The organism is Pseudomonas cerasi, assembly GCF_900074915.1.
GTDB classification, from domain to species: Bacteria; Pseudomonadota; Gammaproteobacteria; order Pseudomonadales; family Pseudomonadaceae; genus Aquipseudomonas; species Aquipseudomonas cerasi.
The window spans coordinates 2,932,907-2,954,891 of sequence record NZ_LT222319.1 but is presented as its reverse complement, the minus strand read 5'-3'; the positions used below and the strand labels follow the sequence as shown (position 1 = coordinate 2,954,891).

The 21,985-nt window shown below is 63.0% G+C and carries 2 protein-coding genes; both read left to right on the top strand.

The window, feature by feature from the left end; translation table 11 throughout:
- The first annotated feature begins 24 nt into the window (after positions 1-24).
- Positions 25-5,637, top strand: coding sequence for an amino acid adenylation domain-containing protein (locus PCPL58_RS32690; RefSeq protein WP_414860603.1), 5,613 nt, complete (start codon positions 25-27; stop codon positions 5,635-5,637).
- The gene (locus PCPL58_RS15660) at positions 5,634-21,932 is read left to right on the top strand and encodes a non-ribosomal peptide synthetase (protein WP_065349850.1); all 16,299 of its coding nucleotides are present in this window, start codon (positions 5,634-5,636) and stop codon (positions 21,930-21,932) included. Before PCPL58_RS32690 ends, PCPL58_RS15660 begins: the two co-directional genes overlap by 4 nt.
- Positions 21,933-21,985: the final 53 nt, after the last annotated feature.

Here is a 21,985-nt window from a genome sequence, read left to right as displayed (position 1 = left end):
CCGATGGCAGTGGCATCGAGGAGGATGCGACGGGCCCTCGACCCTGAGCTGGCGCTGCGGCTGCGCGAACAGGCACGCCAGCTCGGGGTGAGCGCTGCAAGTCTGATGCACGTCGTATGGGCGCGGGTTCTGGGCGTGCTCGCCAATCGTCGCGACGTGGTGTTCGGCACTGTGTTGCTGGGACGCATGGGCGGTGAGGGCGCTGATCGGGCACTCGGTGTGTTTATCAATACCTTGCCGCTGCGCGTGGATACGGCGCAGGACACTCGTTCAGCCGTCAAAGCGGTTCACACGAAGCTGTCTGCGCTGATCGCTCACGAGCAGGCTTCACTGGTACTCGCCCAGGGCTGCAGTGCGGTGGCATCGGGTTCCCCGCTGTTCAGTGCCTTGCTCAATTATCGCCACAGCGGGGAGGTAAAACCGCAGGACGGCGAAGGGCTCTGGCAAGGCGTGCGGGTGCTCGGTGGCGATGTACGCAGCAACTACCCGCTGACCCTCTGCGTGGACGATCTGGGCGAAGGTTTCGACCTGCATATGCTGGCGCAGCAGGGTATGGGAGCCGAGCGTATCGTTGGCTGGGTGCTCAACACGCTGGAGCATCTGCTGGACACCCTGGAACAGGCGCTGCCGCTGCGGCTGGAGAATGTAGCGATTCTCGACGCGGCAGAGCGCAACCATTTGTTGCTCGATTTCAATGGCAGCGAGCAGCCGTTCCCGCAGGACTGCACCGTGAATGCGTTGATCGAAGCGCAGGCTGCCAGCCAGCCAGACAGCCCAGCGGTGATTCAGGGCGGCCATGTCCTGACCTACGCTCAGCTCAACCAGCGCGCCAATCGCCTGGCCCACCATCTGATGGGTCTGGGCGTCAAAACCGATGAACGCGTTGCCCTGTGCCTGCACCGTGGTCCCGAACGCCTGGTTGCCATGTTGGCGGTGCTCAAGGCCGGTGCGGCCTACGTGCCGGTCGACCCGGTCTATCCGGCTGAGCGTATTGCCTACCTGCTGCAGGACAGCGCGCCCCGCGTGGTTCTGACTGAAAACTTGACTCATGATCTGGCCGGCGATACTGCCCGGGTGAACATCGAGCAGGCTGACTGGCCTGGTTCTTCCGGCAATAACCCCTGCGTTGCGGACCTTGATGCGCAAAAACTGGCGTACGTCATCTACACCTCCGGCTCCACCGGTCAGCCCAAGGGCGTCATGGTCGAGCACTGCACGCTGGTCAATCTGGTGCACTGGCACTGTCAGGCGTTCGCTCTGCAGGCTGGCAGTCATACGGCGAGCGTGGCCGGTTTCGGCTTCGACGCCATGGCCTGGGAAGTGTGGCCGGCGCTGTGTGCCGGTGCAGTGCTGCATCTGCCACCGGCCGAAGTCGGCAACGAGCACGTCGATGAACTGCTCGACTGGTGGCTGGAACAGCCACTTCAGGTCGGTTTCCTGCCCACCCCGGTGGCCGAGCAGGCCTTCAGACGCCCGCGCCAGCACCCGACGCTGCGCACGTTGCTGATCGGCGGCGACCGCTTGCGCCAGTTCGACAGCGACCCTGGCTTCGCCGTGATCAACAATTACGGCCCGACTGAAACCACTGTGGTGGCGACCTCTGGTGCCGTGCAGCCGGGCGGCCCGTTGCATATCGGTGGTCCGATCACCAACACTCGCGTGTATGTGCTGGACGAGCAGTTGCAGCCAGTGCCGGTGGGTGTCGTCGGCGAGCTGTATATCGGTGGCGCGGGGGTTGCCCGTGGCTATCTGAATCGTCCGCAAATGACCGAAGAGCGTTTTATCGCCGACCCGTTCAGTGCCGCAATGCAGGCGCGCCTGTATCGCAGCGGCGATCTGGTGCGCTGGAATGCCGATGGCAGCCTGGACTATCTGGGGCGCAACGACGATCAGGTGAAAATTCGCGGCATGCGCATCGAGCTGGGCGAAATCGAGTCGGCGCTGGCCAGTCAGGCCGAAGTGCAGGACGCCGTGGTGCTGGTGCGCGGTGACCGTTTGCTGGCCTGGTTCACCGAAAATGCTCCCGTCGAACCCGAAGCGCTGCGCGAGGCGTTGCGTGCCCGTCTTCCCGCGCACATGGTGCCGCTGGCCTTCACACGCCTGGACGCGCTGCCGCTGACCAGCCATGGCAAGCTTGACCGCCGTGCCTTGCCGGACCCGGAGCTGGAAGCGCTGACCAGTCAGGCCTACGAGGCACCCGTGGGTGCAACGGAGACCCTTATGGCTGATCTCTGGGCGCACGTGCTTGGCCTGGAAAAAGTCGGCAGGCATGACAACTTCTTTGAACTGGGCGGCCACTCACTGCTGGCAGTCAGTCTGGTCGAGCGCTTGCGCAACGCCGGACTCAGCGTCGATGTACGTGTCCTGCTCGGCCAGCCGACCGTCGCCGCGCTGGCCGCATCCGTGGGTAAAGGGCGTGAAGTCCCGACGCCGCTCAATCGCGTTCCGGCCGGTTGCACCCACATCACGCCAGAGCTGCTGAGCCTGTCACAGCTCGACCAGACGACCATCGAGCGCATTGTCGCCACGGTGCCTGGCGGTGCGGCCAATGTTCAGGAAATCTACCCTCTGGCGCCCCTGCAGGAAGGCATCCTCTATCACCACCTGACTGCCGAGCAGGGCGACCCGTACTTGCTGCAATTGCGCATGAACGTCGACAGCCCGGAGCGTCTGGAGGCAGTGGCCGCCGCCTTGCGCAAGGTCATCGCGCGGCACGACAGTCTGCGCACGGCGATCGTCTGGGAAGGCCTGGAAACGCCGCAACAGGTGGTCTGGCGCCAGGCGGATCTGCTTGTCGAGCGTGTGACAATGGCGCAAATCGACACCCCGGCGGGCGCGGCGCGTCTGGACTTGAGCTGTGCGCCGCTGATCCGCCTGGCCTACTGCCCGGATGCGGAAGGCCCAGGCCTGTCGGCAACGCTGCGCTTCCATCACATTGTGGTGGACGCCACTGCACTCGAAGTCATGCGCGAAGAAATACTCGCCCATCTGCGCGGCGAGCCGGGCCCGACTCAGCCCGCTGTGCCATATCGCAACTATGTGGCTCAGGCACGCCTGGGTGTCAGCGAAGCGGAGCATGAGGCATATTTCCGCGAACAACTGGGCGATATAGACGAGCCGACGTTGCCATTCGATCTGCGCGATGTGCAGGGTGACGGCCGTTGCATCGAGGAAGCCCAGCAGGTGCTGCCCGATGCGTTGCTACAGCGCCTGCGCAGTCAGGCGCGACAGCTGGGTGTCAGCGTCGCCAGCCTGTTGCATCTGGCCTGGGCGCGGGTTCTGGGCGCGGCCACCGGCAATGACCGCGTGGTATTCGGCACTGTGCTGCTGGGTCGTTTGCAGGGCGGTGCGGGTGCCGACCGTGGTATGGGCATGTTCATCAATACGCTGCCGTTGCGGGTCGATCTGGGCAACCTCAGTGTGCGCGACGGCGCACGTGCCACACATGCCCGACTGGCGGCACTGCTTGGCCATGAGCACGCATCCCTGGCTCAGGCACAGCGCTGGAGCGGGGTGGCAGCGCCATTACCGTTGTTCAGTGCAATCCTCAACTATCGACACGCAGCTGGCCAGGCGCGCCAGGATGCGCAGCTCGATGCATGGCAAGGCCTGGAGATTCTGATCAGCGAGAAGCACACCAACTACCCGTTGAGCCTCAACGTCGACGATCTGGGCGACAGCCTGCGTCTGAGCGTTACCGTGCCACCCCGGGTAGGGGCGCAACGTATCTGTGCTTATGTGCAGCAGACGCTGGTGACCATGCTTGACGCCCTTGAAGGCCAGCCGGATCTGCCGGTGCAGCACCTGTCGGTACTCGGCGCTGAAGAGCGGCAGCGTTCGCTGGTCGACTTCAACGCCACGGCGATCCACCACGATCTTCAGCAAACCCTGCACGGGCTGTTCGAAGCCCAGGCGGTGCGTACGCCGCAGGCGATAGCCCTGCGCGCCGGAAGTGCACAATTGAGCTATCGCCAGCTCAATGAACAGGCCAACAGCCTGGCTCATCACCTGATCGATCTGGGCGTGCGGCCCGATCAACGGGTCGCGATCTGCGTCGAGCGCGGCCTGTCGATGGTGATCGGTCTGCTGGCGATCCTCAAGGCCGGTGGCGCTTACGTACCACTGGACCCCAGCTACCCGCGCGAGCGTTTGCAGTACATGGTCAAGGACAGCACGCCGGTCGCCTTGCTGGTACAGGCCGGCACCCGCGATCTGCTCGACGACGAGCACGCCCTGCGGATCGATCTGGACAGCGTGACCTGGGACGCACAGCGTAATCAGAATCCGCGCGTTACCGGCCTGACCGCGGAGCATCTGGCGTATGTGATCTACACCTCGGGCTCCACCGGCACGCCGAAAGGGGTGATGGTCGAGCACCGTAACGTCAGCAACCTGGTGCAGTGGAGCTCGGTATTGTGCCCACCCAGCTCGGACACCGTCTTGCTGCAAAAGACCCCGATCAGCTTCGACGCCTCGGTCTGGGAGATCTTCTGGCCACTGAGCAGTGGTATTGCGCTGGTGCTCGCGCGTCCTGACGGCCAGCGCGATCCTGCCTACCTGGCGCAAGTGATTCAGGAACGCCAGGTCAGCGTGGTGCAGTTCGTTCCTGCGCTGTTGCAGCAGTTTCTCGATCTGCCGCAGAGCAGCGCGTGCAGCAGCCTGACCGACGTGGTCTGCGGGGGCGGTGAGCTGACCGTGGAGATGGCCGCGCAGCTACGCAAACGTTTGCCAGGGGTGCGCCTGCACAACGTGTATGGCCCGACCGAAACCACCGTCGATTGCAGTGTCTGGACGCTGCGACCCAACGAAGCCGTGCCGGACAGCGCCTTGCCTATCGGGCGTCCGATCAGCAACACGCGGCTTTACGTGCTCGATGCCCATGACCAGCCCGTACCGCAGGGGGTTATCGGCCAGCTGCATATCGGCGGTGCCGGGGTGACGCGTGGCTACCTGAACCTGCCAAAGACCGACGCCGAGCGTTTTATCGACAGCCCCTTCGTGACGGGTGATCGCCTGTACCGCAGTGGCGATCTGGTACGCCAGCGGGCAGACGGTAACCTCGAGTTCCTTGGCCGCAACGACGATCAGGTGAAGATCCACGGATTGCGTATCGAACCGGGCGACATTCAGGCCTGCCTGATCAACCATCCGAGTATCGAACAGGCAATCGTTCTGGTGCGCGACGAGCAACCGGGCGGGCAGCGGCTGGTGGCCTATTACACCGGCACACAGCTGCCGGTCGAGACCTTGCGTGAGGTGCTGCGCGCGCAGTTGCCGGATTACATGGTGCCAGCACTGTTCGTGCATATGGATGCCATGCCCCTTAGCCCCAACTGCAAGCTGGACCGCAAGGCGCTGCCTGCGCCCGGGCAGGATGCGCTCCTGACCCGCCCTTATGAAGCACCGCAAGGCGAAACCGAAGCTTTGCTGGCCAGGCTCTGGAGCGAACTGCTCGGGGTCGGGCAGGTCGGCCGTCATGACAACTTTTTCGAGCTGGGCGGTCATTCGCTGCTGGCGGTGAGTCTGACTGCGCGCCTGCGACAGGAAGGCATCGAGGCCGATGTACGGGCGCTTTTCGAACAACCTACGCTGGCGGGCTACGCAGCCATCACAGAGAACATGGAGATTACCCTGTGAGCATCAACGAACTCTTGGCGACACTCAAAGCTCACGAAATCCACCTGACGGTCAAGGACGGTCAATTGGTGGTACAGGGCAATCGCCGTGCCTTGACCGAGAACGGGCTACTTGAACATCTGCGTGAGCATAAGCCGGCGCTGATCGAGCTCATCGAACAGGGCGATTATCAGAACGGCAAGCGCGGCGCACCGGCATTGCCAGCCAACGGCATCGAACAGGGTTGCGAGTTAATCACTCCCGCGATGGTGACGCTGGTGGACCTTGATCAGGCGGCTATCGACCTGTTGATGGACGCGATACCGGGAGATGCCGCGAATGTCCAGGACATCTACCCGCTGGCGCCGCTGCAGCAGGGCATTCTTTACCACCACGTCACCGCCACCCAGGGCGATCCCTATGTCATGCAGGTGCAATTCGCCTTTTCCGATCAGGCACGTCTGAACGCGTTCGCCGAGGCGTTGCAAACCGTCATTACCCGGCATGACATTCTGCGTACGTCGGTGCACTGGAAGGGGCTAGAAACCCCGGTGCAGGTGGTCTGGCGCCACGCTGAACTGAAAGTCGACCGCTCACCGCTCGCGGCAGACCTGACGATGGACCTGGGCCAGGCGCCGCTGATGCGCCTAGTCTGCCATGCCCCTGCGGCAGGGCAAAGGGTCGAAGCTACGCTGCTGTTCCACCACATTGCCATGGACCACAGTGCCCTTGAGGTGGTGCGCCATGAAATACAGGCCTGCCTGTCAGGGCAAGCCGAAATGCTGGGCGTACCGGTACCGTTTCGCAACTATGTCGGACAGGCGCTGCTGGGCGTCAGCGAAGCTCAGCATGAAGCGTTTTTTCGCGAAATGCTGGGTGATCTCGACGAACCGACACTGGCCTACGGCCTGCAGGATTTGAGCGGTGAGGGCGATGCCATCGAAGAGCACAGCGTCACGCTCGATCAGCAGTTGTGTCAGCGCCTGCGCGCTCAGTCGCGTACCTTGGGCATCAGTGTCGCCAGCCTGTTCCATCTGGGCTGGGCACGGGTGCTGGCGGGCCTCGCCGGACAGTCGCGGGTGGTATTCGGCACCGTGCTGATGGGACGCCTGCTGGGTGCCGAAGCCACAGAACGGGCTCTGGGCATCTTCATCAACACATTGCCGCTGCGCCTCGATCTGGCTGAGCAGGGCGTGCAAGCCGCAGTGCGCGCCACCCATCAGCGCCTGACCGCGCTGATGCGCCACGAACACGCACCGCTGGCACTGGCGCAGCGCTGCAGTGGGGTAAAGGCGCCGACGCCGTTGTTCAACGCGTTGCTCAACTACCGCCACAGTGCGCCGGCGCAGGCGTCCGGTGAAACATGGCAAGGCATTGAAGTGCTACAGGCTCAGGAGCGCAGCAATTATCCGCTGGTACTGAGCGTCGATGATCTGGGTGAAGCCTTTGGCTTGACGGCACAAGCCACCGCAGGCATCGACCCGCAAAGCATTTGCGCCTATATGCAATGGACCATGGAAAGCGTGGTCGATGCGCTGGAGCAGACGCCGCAGATGCCGGTCGAACAGCTTGATATCGTGCCTGCCAGCGAGCGTGCGCGGTTGTTGCTGGACTTCAATGACCGACGTGCCGACTACGAACGCAGGCTGACGATTCATCAGCGTATCGAACAGCTGGCAGAGCAGCAGCCTGACGCCATTGCCGCACAGGTAGGTGCACAACACCTGAGCTACCGCGAGCTGAACGCGCGGGCCAATGCGCTCGCCGATCATTTGCTTAGTCTTGGCGTACAACCCGATGACCGTGTGGCGGTGGTAGCGCGGCGCAGCCTGGAGACGCTGGTCGGCTTGCTGGCAGTGCTCAAGGCCGGTGCGGGCTATGTGCCGGTCGATCCGGCGCACCCGGACGAACGCATTGCCTATCTGCTCGGCGACAGCGCGCCGTTTGCGGTATTGGCTCAACCGGCGTTTGTCGAACGCCTGCAAGGGATGGGCCTGGCGGGATTGAACACCCCGCTGATCGAGCTGGACCTGGCAAACTGGCCGGAGCAGCAAGACAATCCTCATATCGCCACGCTCGATGCGACCCATCTCGCCTATGTGATCTACACCTCGGGCTCGACCGGCCAACCCAAGGGCGTGATGGTCGAACACCGCACGCTGAACAATCTGATCGACTGGCACCGTGAGGCCTTCGATCTGCACGCGGGCAGTCATACCGCCAGTGTGGCGGGCTTCGGTTTCGACGCAATGGCCTGGGAAATCTGGCCGGCCTTGTGCGCCGGGACGACGCTGCACCTGCCACCGGCCGAAATCGGCAATGAGCAGCTCGATGCGCTGCTTGACTGGTGGATCGCCCAGCCACTGCAGGTCGCTTTTCTGCCCACTCCGGTGGCCGAATACGCTTTCAGTCGCAATCTGCGTCATCCAACCCTGCGCACGCTGCTGATCGGCGGTGACCGGCTACGCCAGTTCCATCGCGATCCCGGTTTTGCGGTGATCAACAATTATGGCCCCACCGAAACCACGGTGGTCGCCACCTCCGGTCGCTTGCTACCCGACGGCAGCCTGGACATCGGCAAACCGGTCGCCAACACCTCGATTTACCTGCTTGATGAACGCCAACAGTTGGTCCCGCTCGGAGTACCGGGCGAGCTGTATATCGGCGGCGACAGTGTCGCCCGCGGTTATCTGAATCAACCGCAACTGACGGCAGAACGCTTTATGCATGACCCGTTCGCCGGGCAACCACAGGCGCGCATGTACCGCACCGGGGATCTGGCGCGCTGGAATGCTGATGGCACCCTGGAATATCTGGGTCGTAATGACGATCAGGTGAAAATTCGCGGGGTGCGCATCGAGCTGGGAGAAATCGAAAACCAGTTCAGCCAATTGCCGGGTATCGAGGAAGCACTGCTACTGGCTCGTGAAGACGAACCGGGGCAACCACGGCTGGTGGGCTACTTCACCGAGCGTGCAGGCGCTGTCGCCAGCAGCGTAGAACAATTGCGTACCGCGCTGCTGGCCCGTCTGCCGGGTTATATGGTGCCCGGCGCATTGGTGCGCCTGGACAGCTGGCCGTTGACGGCCAATGGCAAGGTTGACCGCCGTGCCTTGCCGGTACCCGACCGCGCCGCGCTGTCGACCGGCGAATACCAGGCCCCGCAAGGCGATCTGGAGAGCGCACTGGCCCTGATCTGGAGCGAATTGCTGCAGGTCGAGCGAATAGGGCGTCATGACCGTTTCTTCGAGCTGGGCGGTCATTCGCTGCTGGCCATGCGCATGGTTTCTCAGGTACGTCAGCGCCTGTCACTGGAACTGGCCCTTGGCGACCTGTTTGCCGACAGTTCGCTGATCGCGGTCGCACACTGCCTGACCGCTGCCGCGCGCAGTCAGTTGCCGGCCATCGAAGTGCAGCCGCGCAATGGTCCTGTACCTTTGTCTTCTGCTCAACAGCGCATCTGGTTCATGGCGCAAATGGAAGATGCCAACAGCGCCTACAACATCTCGCTGGGCCTGAAACTGAGCGGTCCGCTGGACAGTCGAGCATTGACGCGTGCGCTGGAACGTATTGTGGCCCGCCACGATAGCCTGCGCAGCCGCTTCAGCCAGGAAGACGACAATGCCTGGGTACAGGCAGCGCCGGTGAATGAAGTGCCGGTAATCAGTCTCGACGACGACTTGCAGGACGAATCCGTCTGCAATCCGCAGGTGCTGGTAAAGCCCGGCAACCTGGCTTATGTGATCTACACCTCCGGCTCTACCGGTAAGCCCAAAGGCGTGATGATCGAACACCGCAACGTTGCGCGGCTGTTCTCGGCCACCGAAGCTTGGTTCGGTTTCAACCAGCAGGATGTCTGGGCGCTGTTCCATTCGTTCGCCTTCGACTTTTCGGTCTGGGAAATCTGGGGCGCGTTGCTGCATGGCGGGCATTTGGTGATCGTGCCGCAACTGGTCAGCCGCTCGCCCGAAGACTTCTATACGTTGCTGTGCCGCGCCGGGGTGACGGTGCTCAACCAGACGCCGAGTGCGTTCCGTCAGCTGATTGCTGCACAGGGCGAGAACGGCCAGGCGCATGCGTTGCGCAAGGTGATCTTTGGCGGTGAAGCGCTGGACACAGTCATACTCAAGCCGTGGTATGCCCGCAACGTGAATGCCGGCACGCAACTGGTGAACATGTACGGCATCACTGAAACCACCGTGCATGTGACCTATTACCCGTTGCAGCCCGAAGACGCCCAGCGCCTTGGCGCCAGCCCGATTGGCAGGCGCATTCCCGACTTGCAGCTGTATGTCCTCGATGCCCGCGGCGAGCCGGTGCCGATGGGCGTGGTTGGCGAACTGTATGTCGGTGGCGCCGGTGTGGCACGCGGCTACCTGAACCGTGAAGCACTGACGACCGAACGTTTCCTCGACAACCCGTTCAGCCACGCCCCTGATGCGCGTATGTACCGTACCGGTGACCTGGCCCGCTGGCTGGCCGATGGCAGCCTGGAATACATGGGCCGTAATGACGAACAGGTCAAGATTCGTGGTTTCCGTATCGAACTGGGTGAGATCGCCGCTCGCCTGAACGATCATCCAGATGTTCTCGACGCTGTGGTGGTGGCGCGCGAGGATGTGCCGGGTGACAAACGACTGGTTGGCTATTACACCTCGGGTGAAGGTAAACCCGGGCTGGATATCGAACAGTTGCGTGCCTGGCTGTCGGGCCTGCTCCCCGATTACATGGTGCCTGCGGCCTATGTACGGCTGGCCAGCCTGCCGGTGACGGCGAACGGCAAACTGGACCGCAAGAGCCTGCCGGCACCGGATTGCGACAGCATTGCCAGCCGCGCCTATGAAGCGCCGCAAGGGGCGATCGAAATCGCCCTGGCGAGCCTCTGGGCCGAGCTGCTGCATGTGGAGCAGGTCGGTCGTCAGGATAATTTCTTTGAACTGGGCGGCCACTCGTTGCTGGCCGTGACCCTGATTGCGCGCATGCGTCGTCTGGACATGCGTGCGGACATTCGCGTTCTGTTTGTCCAGCCTACGCTGGCGGCGCTGGCTGCGGCCGTAGGTTGCGACACTGAAATCAATGTGCCAGCCAACCTGATCGATGCGCACTGTCAGCGCATCACTCCTGAACTGCTGCCGCTGGTGGCGCTGGATCAGCCCGCCATCGACCGTATCGTGGCGCGGGTGCCGGGCGGTGCTGCGAATGTGCAGGATATCTACCCGCTGGGCCCGTTGCAGACCGGTATTCTTTATCACCACCTGACAGCCGTGGACCGCGATCCTTATCTGCTGCAGCCGCAGTTCGCCTTTGCCGACGCCTCGCGTCTCGACGCTTTTTGCCATGCCTTGCAGCGCGTGATCGAGCGCAACGATATTCTGCGCACTGGGTTGTTCTGGGAGGGTTTGCAAGCGCCGGTGCAGGTGGTCTGGCGTCAGGCGCCATTGCGGGTTGAAGAGACCGCCTTGCAGGACCTTTTCAATGCACCACGCGTGGACCTGACGCAGGCGCCGCTGTTGCAGCTGGTTTATGCCCATGATCCAGCCAACAAAAGGATCGCAGCGGTGCTGCGCTACCACCATGTGATCATGGACCATATCGGCCTCGATATATTGAGCCATGAGTTGCAGGCCATACTGCTGGACAACGAAGCGCAGCTCGCAGCGCCCGTGCCTTACCGGAACTACATCGCCCATGTTGTGCAAGGGCCTGGCGACGACGCTCATGAAGCGTTCTTCCGCGAGCAGTTAGGCGATATCGATGAGCCGACCTTGCCTTACGGCCTGGTAACGGCATCCGCAGAGCAGATTCCTGGCGAAGCCCGTCTCACGCTGGACGGCGGCCTGTGCCGTCAGGTTCGCGATCAGGCAAGGCAGTTGGGGGTCAGCGCTGCCACGTTGATGCACCTTGCCTGGGCGAAGGTACTGGGCCAGTTGTCCGGGCGTGACAGCGTGGTATTCGGCACCGTGCTGCTTGGACGGTTACGCGGCGGTGAAGGCGGTGAAGGCGGTGAGCGCGCCCTGGGTGTGTTCATCAATACCTTGCCATTGCGCATGGATCTGGGCGGGCATTGCGCGCGCAGTGCGGTGCTCGACCTTCATGGTCGTCTGGTCGGGATGCTTGCCCATGAGCACGCTCAGTTGGCTCTGACCCAGCGCTGCAGTGCCTTGCCGGCTGGCGCGCCACTGTTCAATACGCTGCTCAATTACCGCCACAGTGCTGTGCCTGAGGTCGATGACCAGGCGAACAACACGGCATGGCAGGGGATTGAGGTCGTGCATGCAGAGGAGCGCAGCAACTACCCGCTGACCTTGAGTATCGATGACTTCGGCGATGGTTTCAGCCTGACAGCCCAGGCTGCGCCGGGCATTGATCCGCAACGGATTTGCGCCTACGTACAACAAGCCCTTGTCCACCTGGTGCAGGCCCTGGAGCAGCAATCGGCAGCAGCCCTGATCGAATCGTCAGTGGTGCCGGAGGCAGAACGCGAGCGTCTGTCGGTAACGTTCAACGATACCCGGCGTGACTACCCCCGCGAACAGCCCGTGCACCTTCTGTTAGAACGCCGCGCTGCACTTCACCCGCATGCAGTGGCTGCCGTACACGGCCGTCGTTCACTCACTTACGGTGAGTTGAACGAACGCGCCAACCACTTGGCTCACTACCTGCTGGGACAAGGTGTGCGGCCGAACGAACACGTGGCAATCCTGCTGCCGCGCTCGCTGGAGCTGCTCATCAGCCAGTTGGCGATCTGCAAGTGCGCAGCGACCTACGTGCCGCTGGACGTCAACGCGCCTGCCGAGCGCCAGCATTACATGCTCGATGATTGCCAGGCGAAATGTGTGCTGACACAGAGCGCCACCTCGATGGGCTCGACGGTGCAGCGCATCGATCTGGACCGGTTGAACCTTGATGACCAGCCTGCGCATGACCCGGGCCTGCCACAGGCTTCCGACACAGCGGCTTACGTCATGTATACCTCCGGTTCGACGGGCGCCCCGAAAGGCGTCCGCGTGGCCCATCGCGGCATTGCCAGGCTGGTATTGAACAACGGTTATGCCGACTTCAACGAGCAGGACAGCATCGCCTTTGCCTCCAACCCGGCATTCGATGCCAGCACCATGGAAGTCTGGGGTGCCTTGCTCAACGGCGGGCAACTGTTGGTGATCGAACACACCACGCTGATCGACCCGACGCGTTTCAGTGCAGCCCTGCGTCAGGGCAATGTCAGCGTGCTGTTTTTGACCAGCGCGCTGTTCAACCAGTACGTGCAACTGATCCCCGAGGCACTCGCCGGCCTTCGGCTGTTGCTTTCCGGCGGTGAGCGTGCCGACACGGCGAGCTTCCGCACGCTGCTTGCCCAGGCCCCGGGCCTGCACTTGTTGAATGTGTATGGCCCCACAGAAACGACTACCTTCGCGACCGCCAGCGATGTACGAACGCTGGACGATAATGCCGAATCAATACCGATCGGCAGGCCTATCGGTAACACGACGGTCTACGTACTCGATGCTCATCAGCACCTGACGCCGTTGGGCGCGATTGGCGAGCTTTACATTGGTGGTGACGGTGTAGCGCTGGGCTATCTGAATCGCCCGGACCTGACCGCAGAGAAGTTTATCGCCGACCCGTTCAGTGATCAGCCCGGCGCGGTGATGTACCGCACCGGCGATCTGGGCCGCTGGCTGGAGGGCGGCCAGCTGGAATGTCTGGGACGCAACGACGATCAAGTGAAAATCCGCGGTTTCCGTATCGAGCTGGGCGAGATCGTCAACTGCCTGCACCAGTTGCCGGGCATCAGGGAGGCTGTCGTTCTGGCGCGCGAGGATGAGCCGGGCAATGTGCGTCTGGTTGCCTATTTCACCAGCCGACTGGACACCGAAGCGCCTGCACCAGAGCAAATGCGGGCTCACTTGCAGGCCAACCTGCCGGAATACATGGTGCCTGGAGCCTTTGTCGAGCTGACCGCTCTGCCGCTGACGGCCAACGGTAAGCTGGACAGCCGTGCACTGCCCAAACCGGATCATTCGTCGCTATTGGGGCTGGCCTACGAGCCACCGCAGGGCGAGATTGAAATCGCTCTGGCGCAGATCTGGGCTGAAGTTCTGCAGCTCGAGCGGGTCGGTCGCCACGATCACTTTTTCGATCTGGGCGGGCACTCCCTGCTGGCCATGCGCATGGTGTCGCAGGTGCGTCAGCAGATGGGGATGGAATTGCCTTTGGGCGAACTCTTCGCGCTGGGCGAGCTGGCAGCCGTGGCCAGTGCGCTGGCTGGTACGGGACGCAGTGAACTGTCACTGATCCTGCCTGCGCCGCGTGATCAGTCGCTACCGCTGTCGTTTGCCCAGCAGCGTTTGTGGTTTCTGGCACAAATGGAGGGCGGCAATCAGGCCTACAACATCCCGCTGGCCCTCAGTCTGCAAGGATCGCTGGATGTGGCAGCGTTGACGGCCGCGCTTGGGCGGATCGTCGAGCGCCACGAAACCCTGCGCAGCCGCTTCATCGCCCGCGAGGAGGGTGCCGAAGTGGTGTTTACATCTCCGACGGCCATGTCGTTCCTGCCTATCGAAGACCTGCGTCAACACCCGCACACCCTGACCGAACGCGTCGTAACAGAGGCCACCGCAGCGTTCGATCTGACGCGTGGGCCGCTGATCCGTGGCTGCCTGCTACAGGTGGAGGACGAGCGGCACGTGTTGTTGCTGACCGTGCACCACATCGTCTCCGATGGTTGGTCGATGGGAGTTCTGACCCGCGAATTACTGGCGTTGTACCCGGCGCTGCGTCGCGGCGAGGCCGATCCACTGCCAGCGCTGAGCATCCAGTACGCCGACTATGCGGTCTGGCAGCAGGGCTGGATGAGCGGCGAACGTCTGCAACATCAGGCTGCCTATTGGCGGCAGGCGCTGGAAGGCGCACCGACACTGCTGACCCTGCCTGCAGACCGGCCGCGTCCGGCGCAGCAGGATTTCGCCGGTGCCAGCCTCAACGTGCGGCTGGATGGGCAACTGACCGCAGGTCTGCGTGCGCTGGCACAGCGGCAAGGTGTCACGCTTTACATGACCTTGCTGACTGCGTGGGGCGCACTGCTGTCGCGTCTTTCCGGTCAGGCCGAGGTGGTGATCGGCAGCCCGATCGCGGGCCGTGGCCGGGCCGAGCTGGAAGGGCTGATCGGTCTGTTCGTCAATACGCTGGCCATACGCATCGACACGGCATCGGCACCCACCGGTGAGGCGCTGCTGGCACAGGTCAGGACGCGAGTACTGGAGGCTCAGGATCATCAGGACCTGCCGTTCGAGCAGGTCGTGGAAATCGTCCGCCCGACACGCAGTCTGGCCCACGGTCCATTGTTCCAGACGACGCTGAACTGGCTGGCCGGGGAAACGACGTTACCGGAGATGGACGGGCTTTTGCTGGCAACGGTCGAGCAGCAGAGTCAGGTCTCCAAGTTCGATCTGTCGCTTAACCTCGGCGAGCAGGGTGATGCCTTGTTCGGCACGCTGGACTACGCCACTGCGCTGTTCGACGAGGCAACAGTGCAGCGTTATTGCGGTTATTTCGAACAGTTGCTGCGCACGCTGGTGAATAACCAGCAGGTGGTGCTTGCTGATATCCCGCTGGTGGGCCAGCAGGAACGCGAGTATCTGCTCGAAAGCCTCAACGCCAGCGCGGTGAATCTGCCGCAAGGTCAGACCATTCATGCCCTGATAGAAGCACGCGCCGAAGGCACGCCCGAAACCGTTGCCGCCAGGTTCGGCGAGCAGTCACTGAGCTACGCGCAGATGAACCGTCAGGCCAACAGCCTTGCCCATCATCTGATCCGCCTGGGCGTGCGCCCGGATGATCGAGTCGCGGTGGTGGCGCGCCGTGGGCTGGACACGCTGGTGAGCCTGCTGGCCGTGCTCAAGTCCGGTGCCTGCTATGTGCCGGTGGATCCGGCGCACCCCGATGAGCGCATAAGCTACCTGCTGACCGACAGCGCGCCAGCAGTGGTGCTCGCGGAACAGGCTTTCATGGCGCGCTTGCCTGCACTGACAGTGCCGCTGCTCGCGCTTGATCGACCTCAATGGCCTGAGCAACCGGCAAATCCGCTGGTGTCGGGGCTGACGCCCGGCGATCTGGCGTATGTGATTTACACCTCCGGCTCGACCGGGCAACCGAAAGGCGTGATGGTCGAACACCGCACGCTGGCCGATCTCGTCCACTGGCATTGCCAGGCGTTCGCTTTGCACGCCGGCAGTCACACGGCCACGGTGGCCGGTTTCGGCTTTGATGCCATGGCCTGGGAAGTCTGGCCGGCGCTGTGCGCAGGGGCAACGCTGCATATCCCGCCCGCCGAGATCAGCAATGAACAGCTCGATCTGCTGCTCGACTGGTGGCTCACGCAGCCGCTGCACGTGGCGTTTCTGCCGACACCGGTGGCTGAATATGCGTTCAGCCGCGAGCTCTATCACCCAACGCTGCGCACGCTGCTGATCGGTGGCGACCGCCTGCGGCAGTTCCACCGCGAGCCAGGTTTCGCAGTGATCAACAACTATGGCCCGACCGAAACCACGGTGGTCGCCACTTCCGGTCGTCTGTTGCCTGACGGCAGCCTCGACATCGGCAAGCCGATCGCCAACACCCGCGTGTACCTGCTGGATGAGCACCAGCAACTGGTGCCGACCGGTGTTGCTGGCGAGTTGTACATCGGCGGAGAAGGCGTAGCGCGCGGTTATCTGAATCAGCCGCAACTCACTGCCGAGCGCTTCCTCAGCGATCCGTTCTGTGAGCACCCGCAGGCGCGCATGTACCGCACCGGTGATCTGGCACGCTGGAATGCCGACGGCACGCTGGACTATCTGGGGCGTAACGACGATCAGGTGAAAATCCGCGGTATGCGCATCGAACTGGGCGAAATCGAGGCGCAACTGACATCGTTGCCGGGTATCGAGGAATCGCTGGTGGTCGCGCGCGAGGACGAACCTGGACAGTCACGTCTGGTGGCGTATTTCATTGAACAAGGCCCGCGCCCGGCGCTTGATATCGCCAGGCTGCGTGCCGACATGCTGGACCGCCTGCCGGGCTACATGGTGCCGAGTGCATTCGTGCGCCTTGATGCCTGGCCACTGACCGCCAACGGCAAGGTCGATCGACGTGCTTTGCCGGTGCCGGATCGCGACGCCATGCCAGGGCGCGAATACGAGCCGCCGCAAGGCGAGCTGGAAATGGCCCTGGCCGACATCTGGAGCGAGCTGCTGCAAGTCGAGCAAATAGGGCGCAACGATCATTTCTTCGAACTCGGCGGCCATTCACTGCTCGCCGTTACACTGATCGCGCGTATGCGTCGCCGTGGCATGGATGCCGATATCCGCGTGTTGTTTGCCCAGCCGACCCTGGCCGCCCTGGCGCGTGCCGTCGGCAGCGGCGCTCAGGTGAAGATTCCGGCCAACCTGATCGGTGTGGATTGCACATCAATCACCCCGGACCTGTTGCCGCTGGTGAAACTGGATCAGGCAGGGATTGATCGCATTGTCGCAAGCGTTACCGGGGGGGCGAGCAATATTCAGGACATCTACCCGCTGGGGCCTCTGCAGGCGGGCATTTTCTATCACTACCTGTCCGCCGCTGAGGATGACCCCTATCGCTTGCAGGCACGCTTCGCCTTTGCCGACCGCTCGCGACTGGATGCCTTCAGCCAGGCGCTGCAACAGGTCATCGCCCGCAACGACGTGTTGCGGACTTCACTGTGCTGGGAAGGTCTGGAAACGCCTGTGCAAGTGGTCTGGCGGCATGCCGATCTGCCGGTGATCGAGGTGCCGCTGGCGGCGCTGGATACGCCCGAGCCGCTGGAGCTCGTGCGTGCACCGCTGTTGCGTCTGGTTCATGCCGATGACCCGGAAAACGGGCGTATCGTCGCGGTCCTGCTGTTCCATCACCTGATCATGGACCACGTTGCCCTGGACCTGCTGAGCCAGGAATTGCAGGCGGTACTGCTCGATCAGGCAGCGCAACTGCCTGCGCCAGTGCCTTACCGCAACTACATCGCGCAGACCTTGCTGGGGGCGGGGGACGACACGCACGAAGCGTTCTTCCGCGAGCAATTGGGCGATCTGGATGAGCCGACCCTGGCGTACGCTCAGACCTGGTTGCCAGGGCCGGAGGTTGCAGGCGAGGCCCGAGTGCGTCTGGATGCGGACCTGAGCAGGCGGCTACGCCATCAGGTGCGGCAGCTGGGTGTCAGTCCTGCCAGCCTGATGCACCTGGCGTGGGCGCAGGTACTGGGCCGATTGTCCGGGCGTGACAGCGTGGTGTTCGGCACCGTACTGCTGGGTCGTTTGAATGGCAGCGAGGGTGCAGAACGTACACTCGGGGTGTTCATCAACACCTTGCCGCTGCGCATCGACCTGGCCGATCAGAGTGCACGCGATGCTCTGTCCCAGACTCACCGCCGCCTGACCGGATTGCTTGCCCACGAACAGGCTTCTCTGGCAATCGCTCAGCGTTGCAGCGCGTTGCCTGCGGGCGTACCGCTGTTCAGTGCGCTGTTGAATTACCGCCACAGCGCGGTGCCCAGTGAGGTAAACGAGGCTGCCGGCGAGGCCTGGCAGGGTATCGAGCTGTTGCAGTCCGGCGAGCGCAGCAGCTATCCGTTGACGCTCAGCGTCGATGATCTGGGCGAAGCGTTCGACCTGACTGCGCTGACCTCGACAGGTATCGATGCCCGACGTATTTGTGCGTACCTTTCCAGTGCCGTGAACGGGCTGGTCGATGCCCTCGAGCAGTCACCGGCGGAACCGATTCAAACACTGAATATTCTGCCCGGCACCGAGCGAGCCGAACTGCTCGATGGCTTCAATGCCGATCGCCTTACAGCGGAGTACCCGCTGCCCGTTCACCTACGTATCGAACAGCAGGCGCTTGACCAGCCGAACGCACTGGCTGCTCAGGCGGGCGACCAGCATTTGAGCTACGGCGAGTTGAATGCCCGTGCCAACGCATTGGCCCATCATCTGATCGGACTGGGCGTACGTCCTGACGACCGGGTGGCGGTGGTCGCGCGGCGCGGTCTGGAGACGCTGACGGGGCTGCTGGCAGTGCTGAAAGCCGGGGCGAGCTACGTACCGGTCGATCCGGCCCACCCGGATGAACGCATCAGCTATCTGCTGGAGAACAGCGCGCCCGTGGTGGCGTTGGCTCAATTCGACCTGCTGACGCGTCTGCCCGAACTGCAGGTGCCGGTGATCGCGCTTGATCGCCCGGACTGGTCACAGCGCACCGACAACCCGTCCGTGCCGGAAATGACCACGCACCATCTGGCTTACGTGATTTACACCTCGGGGTCCACCGGGCTGCCCAAGGGCGTGATGGTCGAGCACCGCACGCTGAACAATCTGGTGGATTGGCACTGTGAAGCGTTCAACCTGCGTGCCGGCAGTCATACCGCCAGCGTTGCCGGGTTTGGTTTCGACGCCATGGCCTGGGAAGTCTGGCCTGCGCTGTGTGCCGGTGCGGTGCTGCACCTGCCGCCAGCTGAGATTGGCAACGAACAGCTCGATGTGCTGCTCGACTGGTGGCTGGCTCAGCCGCTGCAGGTGGCGTTTCTGCCGACCCCGGTGGCCGAATACGCCTTCAGCCGTGAATTACACCATCCGACGCTGCAGACTTTGTTGATTGGCGGTGATCGTTTACGCCATTTCAACCGTGATCCGGGTTTCGCCGTAGTCAACAACTATGGCCCGACAGAGACCACGGTGGTGGCCAGCTCTGGCCGGATGCAGCCGGGCAAGGTGCTTCACATCGGCAAGCCGGTTTCCCATGCCCGACTGTACGTACTGGATTCGCGTGGACAGCCAGTGCCACTCGGGGTGCCCGGCGAGTTGTACATCGGCGGCACAGGCGTGGCTCGCGGCTATCTGAACCGTGCGGACCTGACCGCAGAACGCTTCCTCGACGATCCGTTCAGCGACAGCCCCGGCGCCCGAATGTATCGCTCCGGCGATCTGGTGCGCTGGCTGTCCGACGGGACGCTTGAATACCTGGGCCGCAACGATGATCAGGTGAAGATCCGTGGCGTGCGTATCGAGCCGGGCGAGATCGAACAGCACCTGGCGCAATGCCCGGGCGTCGGCGAAGCGGTGGTGACCACCCAGCGTCTGGACGATGGTTCGTTGCGTCTGGTGGGCTACTTCACCCGTCGCGATGCATCGCTCGACAGTGCCGCCTTGCGTGCGCATCTGTTGGGGCAGCTCCCGGAATACATGGTGCCTGCGGTATTTGTAGGTCTTGATACGCTGCCATTGACCCAGAACGGCAAGGTCGACCGCAAGGCGTTGCCTGCGCCGGACCTGGCCGCTCTTGCGAACCTCGCCTACCAAGCGCCTTCGACAGCGCTGGAAGAGCGTCTGGCGGAGGTGTGGGCCGAGGTTCTTGAAGTCGGAAAAATAGGCAGGCACGACAGTTTCTTCGAATTGGGCGGCCATTCGCTATCGGCCATCCGTCTGGTCAGCCTGCTGCAAAAAGCAGGCGTGTCACTGACGCTGGCCGAGCTGTTTCAGCACCCTAGCGTCGCAGCGCTGGCAGGGTTGCTCGACCAGCGTCCAGGATCACCGGACGAAGCTCGCGAGGTGATCACAGTGCGTGCCGGTGGCAGCGAGTCACCGTTGTTTCTGCTCCACGATTTCACAGGGCTGGATGCTTATTTCCCTGTGCTTGGGCAACATCTTCAGGGTGACTTTCCGATTTACGGCTTGCCGGGCATTGGCCTTGGGCAGCAGCAATTACGCACCATGGAGTGCCTGGCTGCGCGGATGGTGGAGCGCATTCGTCAGGTCCAGCCGCGCGGTCCGTATCGGTTGGCCGGCTGGTCGTTTGGTGGGGTTCTGGCCTATGAAGTGGCTACTCAACTGCTGGGCATGGACGAGGCCGTCACATTCCTCGGCCTGATCGACAGCTATGTGCCACGCCTGACCGATCAGGGCAAGGCACGCTGGCAGGGACCTGACTTGCTTGAGCGGCAATTGCTCTCGCACTGCACTGCGCACTGGCAAGCCCAGGCGGGTGAGGGTGCCGCCAGGTTGGCGCGCCTCACCTCATTGAGCGAGCAAGCACCGCTGCCGGACTTCGCGACGCTGTTGCAACTGTGCCGCGACGAAGGTCTGTTGTACGAGGAGCTGGCGCTGGCAAGTGATCAGCAGTTGCACCATTACCTGGACCGGGAAGTGGCGCATGGTCAGGCCTTGGCGCATTACCAGCTGGAACCGCTCAGCCTGCCGATCCATTTGTTCCGCGCCGAACAGCGTCCAATGGCGCCGATCGGAAGCAGTTCGACCCTGGGCTGGGGTGAGATTCTCTCCAGAAATCAACTGCAGTGCGTCGATGTCCCGGGGGACCACATGACGATGATGCAGGCACCGCACGTGGCCGTGCTCGGTCTGAGCATCGTTCAGGCGTTGCACAGCGTGCCCGCCACGCCACCGCCGGCACCGGCTCATCAGTCGCTGCTGGCGATCCAGAGCGGGCGTGACGGGCATGCGCCAGTGTTTTGTGTACCGGGCGCCGGTGACAGCGTCACCAGCTTCATTGGTCTGGCAGAGGCGCTGGGGCCGGACTGGCCGATCCACGGCCTGCAACCGCGCGGCCTGGACGGTCGCAGTGTTCCGCACAGCAGGGTGGAAGCGGCAGCGCAGAGCCATGTGCAAGCCATCGAAGCGCTGTATCCGAAAGGCCCGCTGCATCTGGTTGGGCATTCGTTCGGAGGCTGGGCGGCGCACGCCATGGCGGTCAAGCTTCAGGCCCAAGGCCGCGAGGTTGTCTCGTTGACCTTGATCGACAGCGAGGCGCCTGGCGGCGAGGGTCTGAGCAGCAAGCCTTATACCGCCACCGCCGTGCTGGAACGCCTGATCGAGGCGCTGCAGCTGTCCAGTGGAAGAAGCCTGGAGCTCGACCCAATGGCGTTTGCCGACAGCGACACGGTCGCGCAAATGCACCTGCTTCAGCAGGCCATGGTGCGCGTCGGGTTATTGCCGCCACGTCTGGCGGCACAGGCCCTGCAAGGGATCGTCCGCACGTTTGCCAGCGCCTTGCGCACGGTCTATCGACCTGAGCCAGGAGGCTACAGCGGCAGGGCAAGTCTGGTATTGGTGAATGACCCGCATCTGGATGCGCTGGACAATCAACTCGAACATGCCGCTTGCGCAAGCCAATGGCAGCATTTGCTGCCGCAACTTTCGCTCTGGGAGGGGCCGGGTAACCACTTCAGCGTCCTGAAAGCTCCGGACGTCTACAGCCTGGCGGCCTGGTGGTATGACGGATTGACAGTCGGTGTGGGGGAAACGCAATGACTTGGTGGGTATTGATAAAGCGTGATTGCAGGCGCAGGGAGGTCTTGCATCGG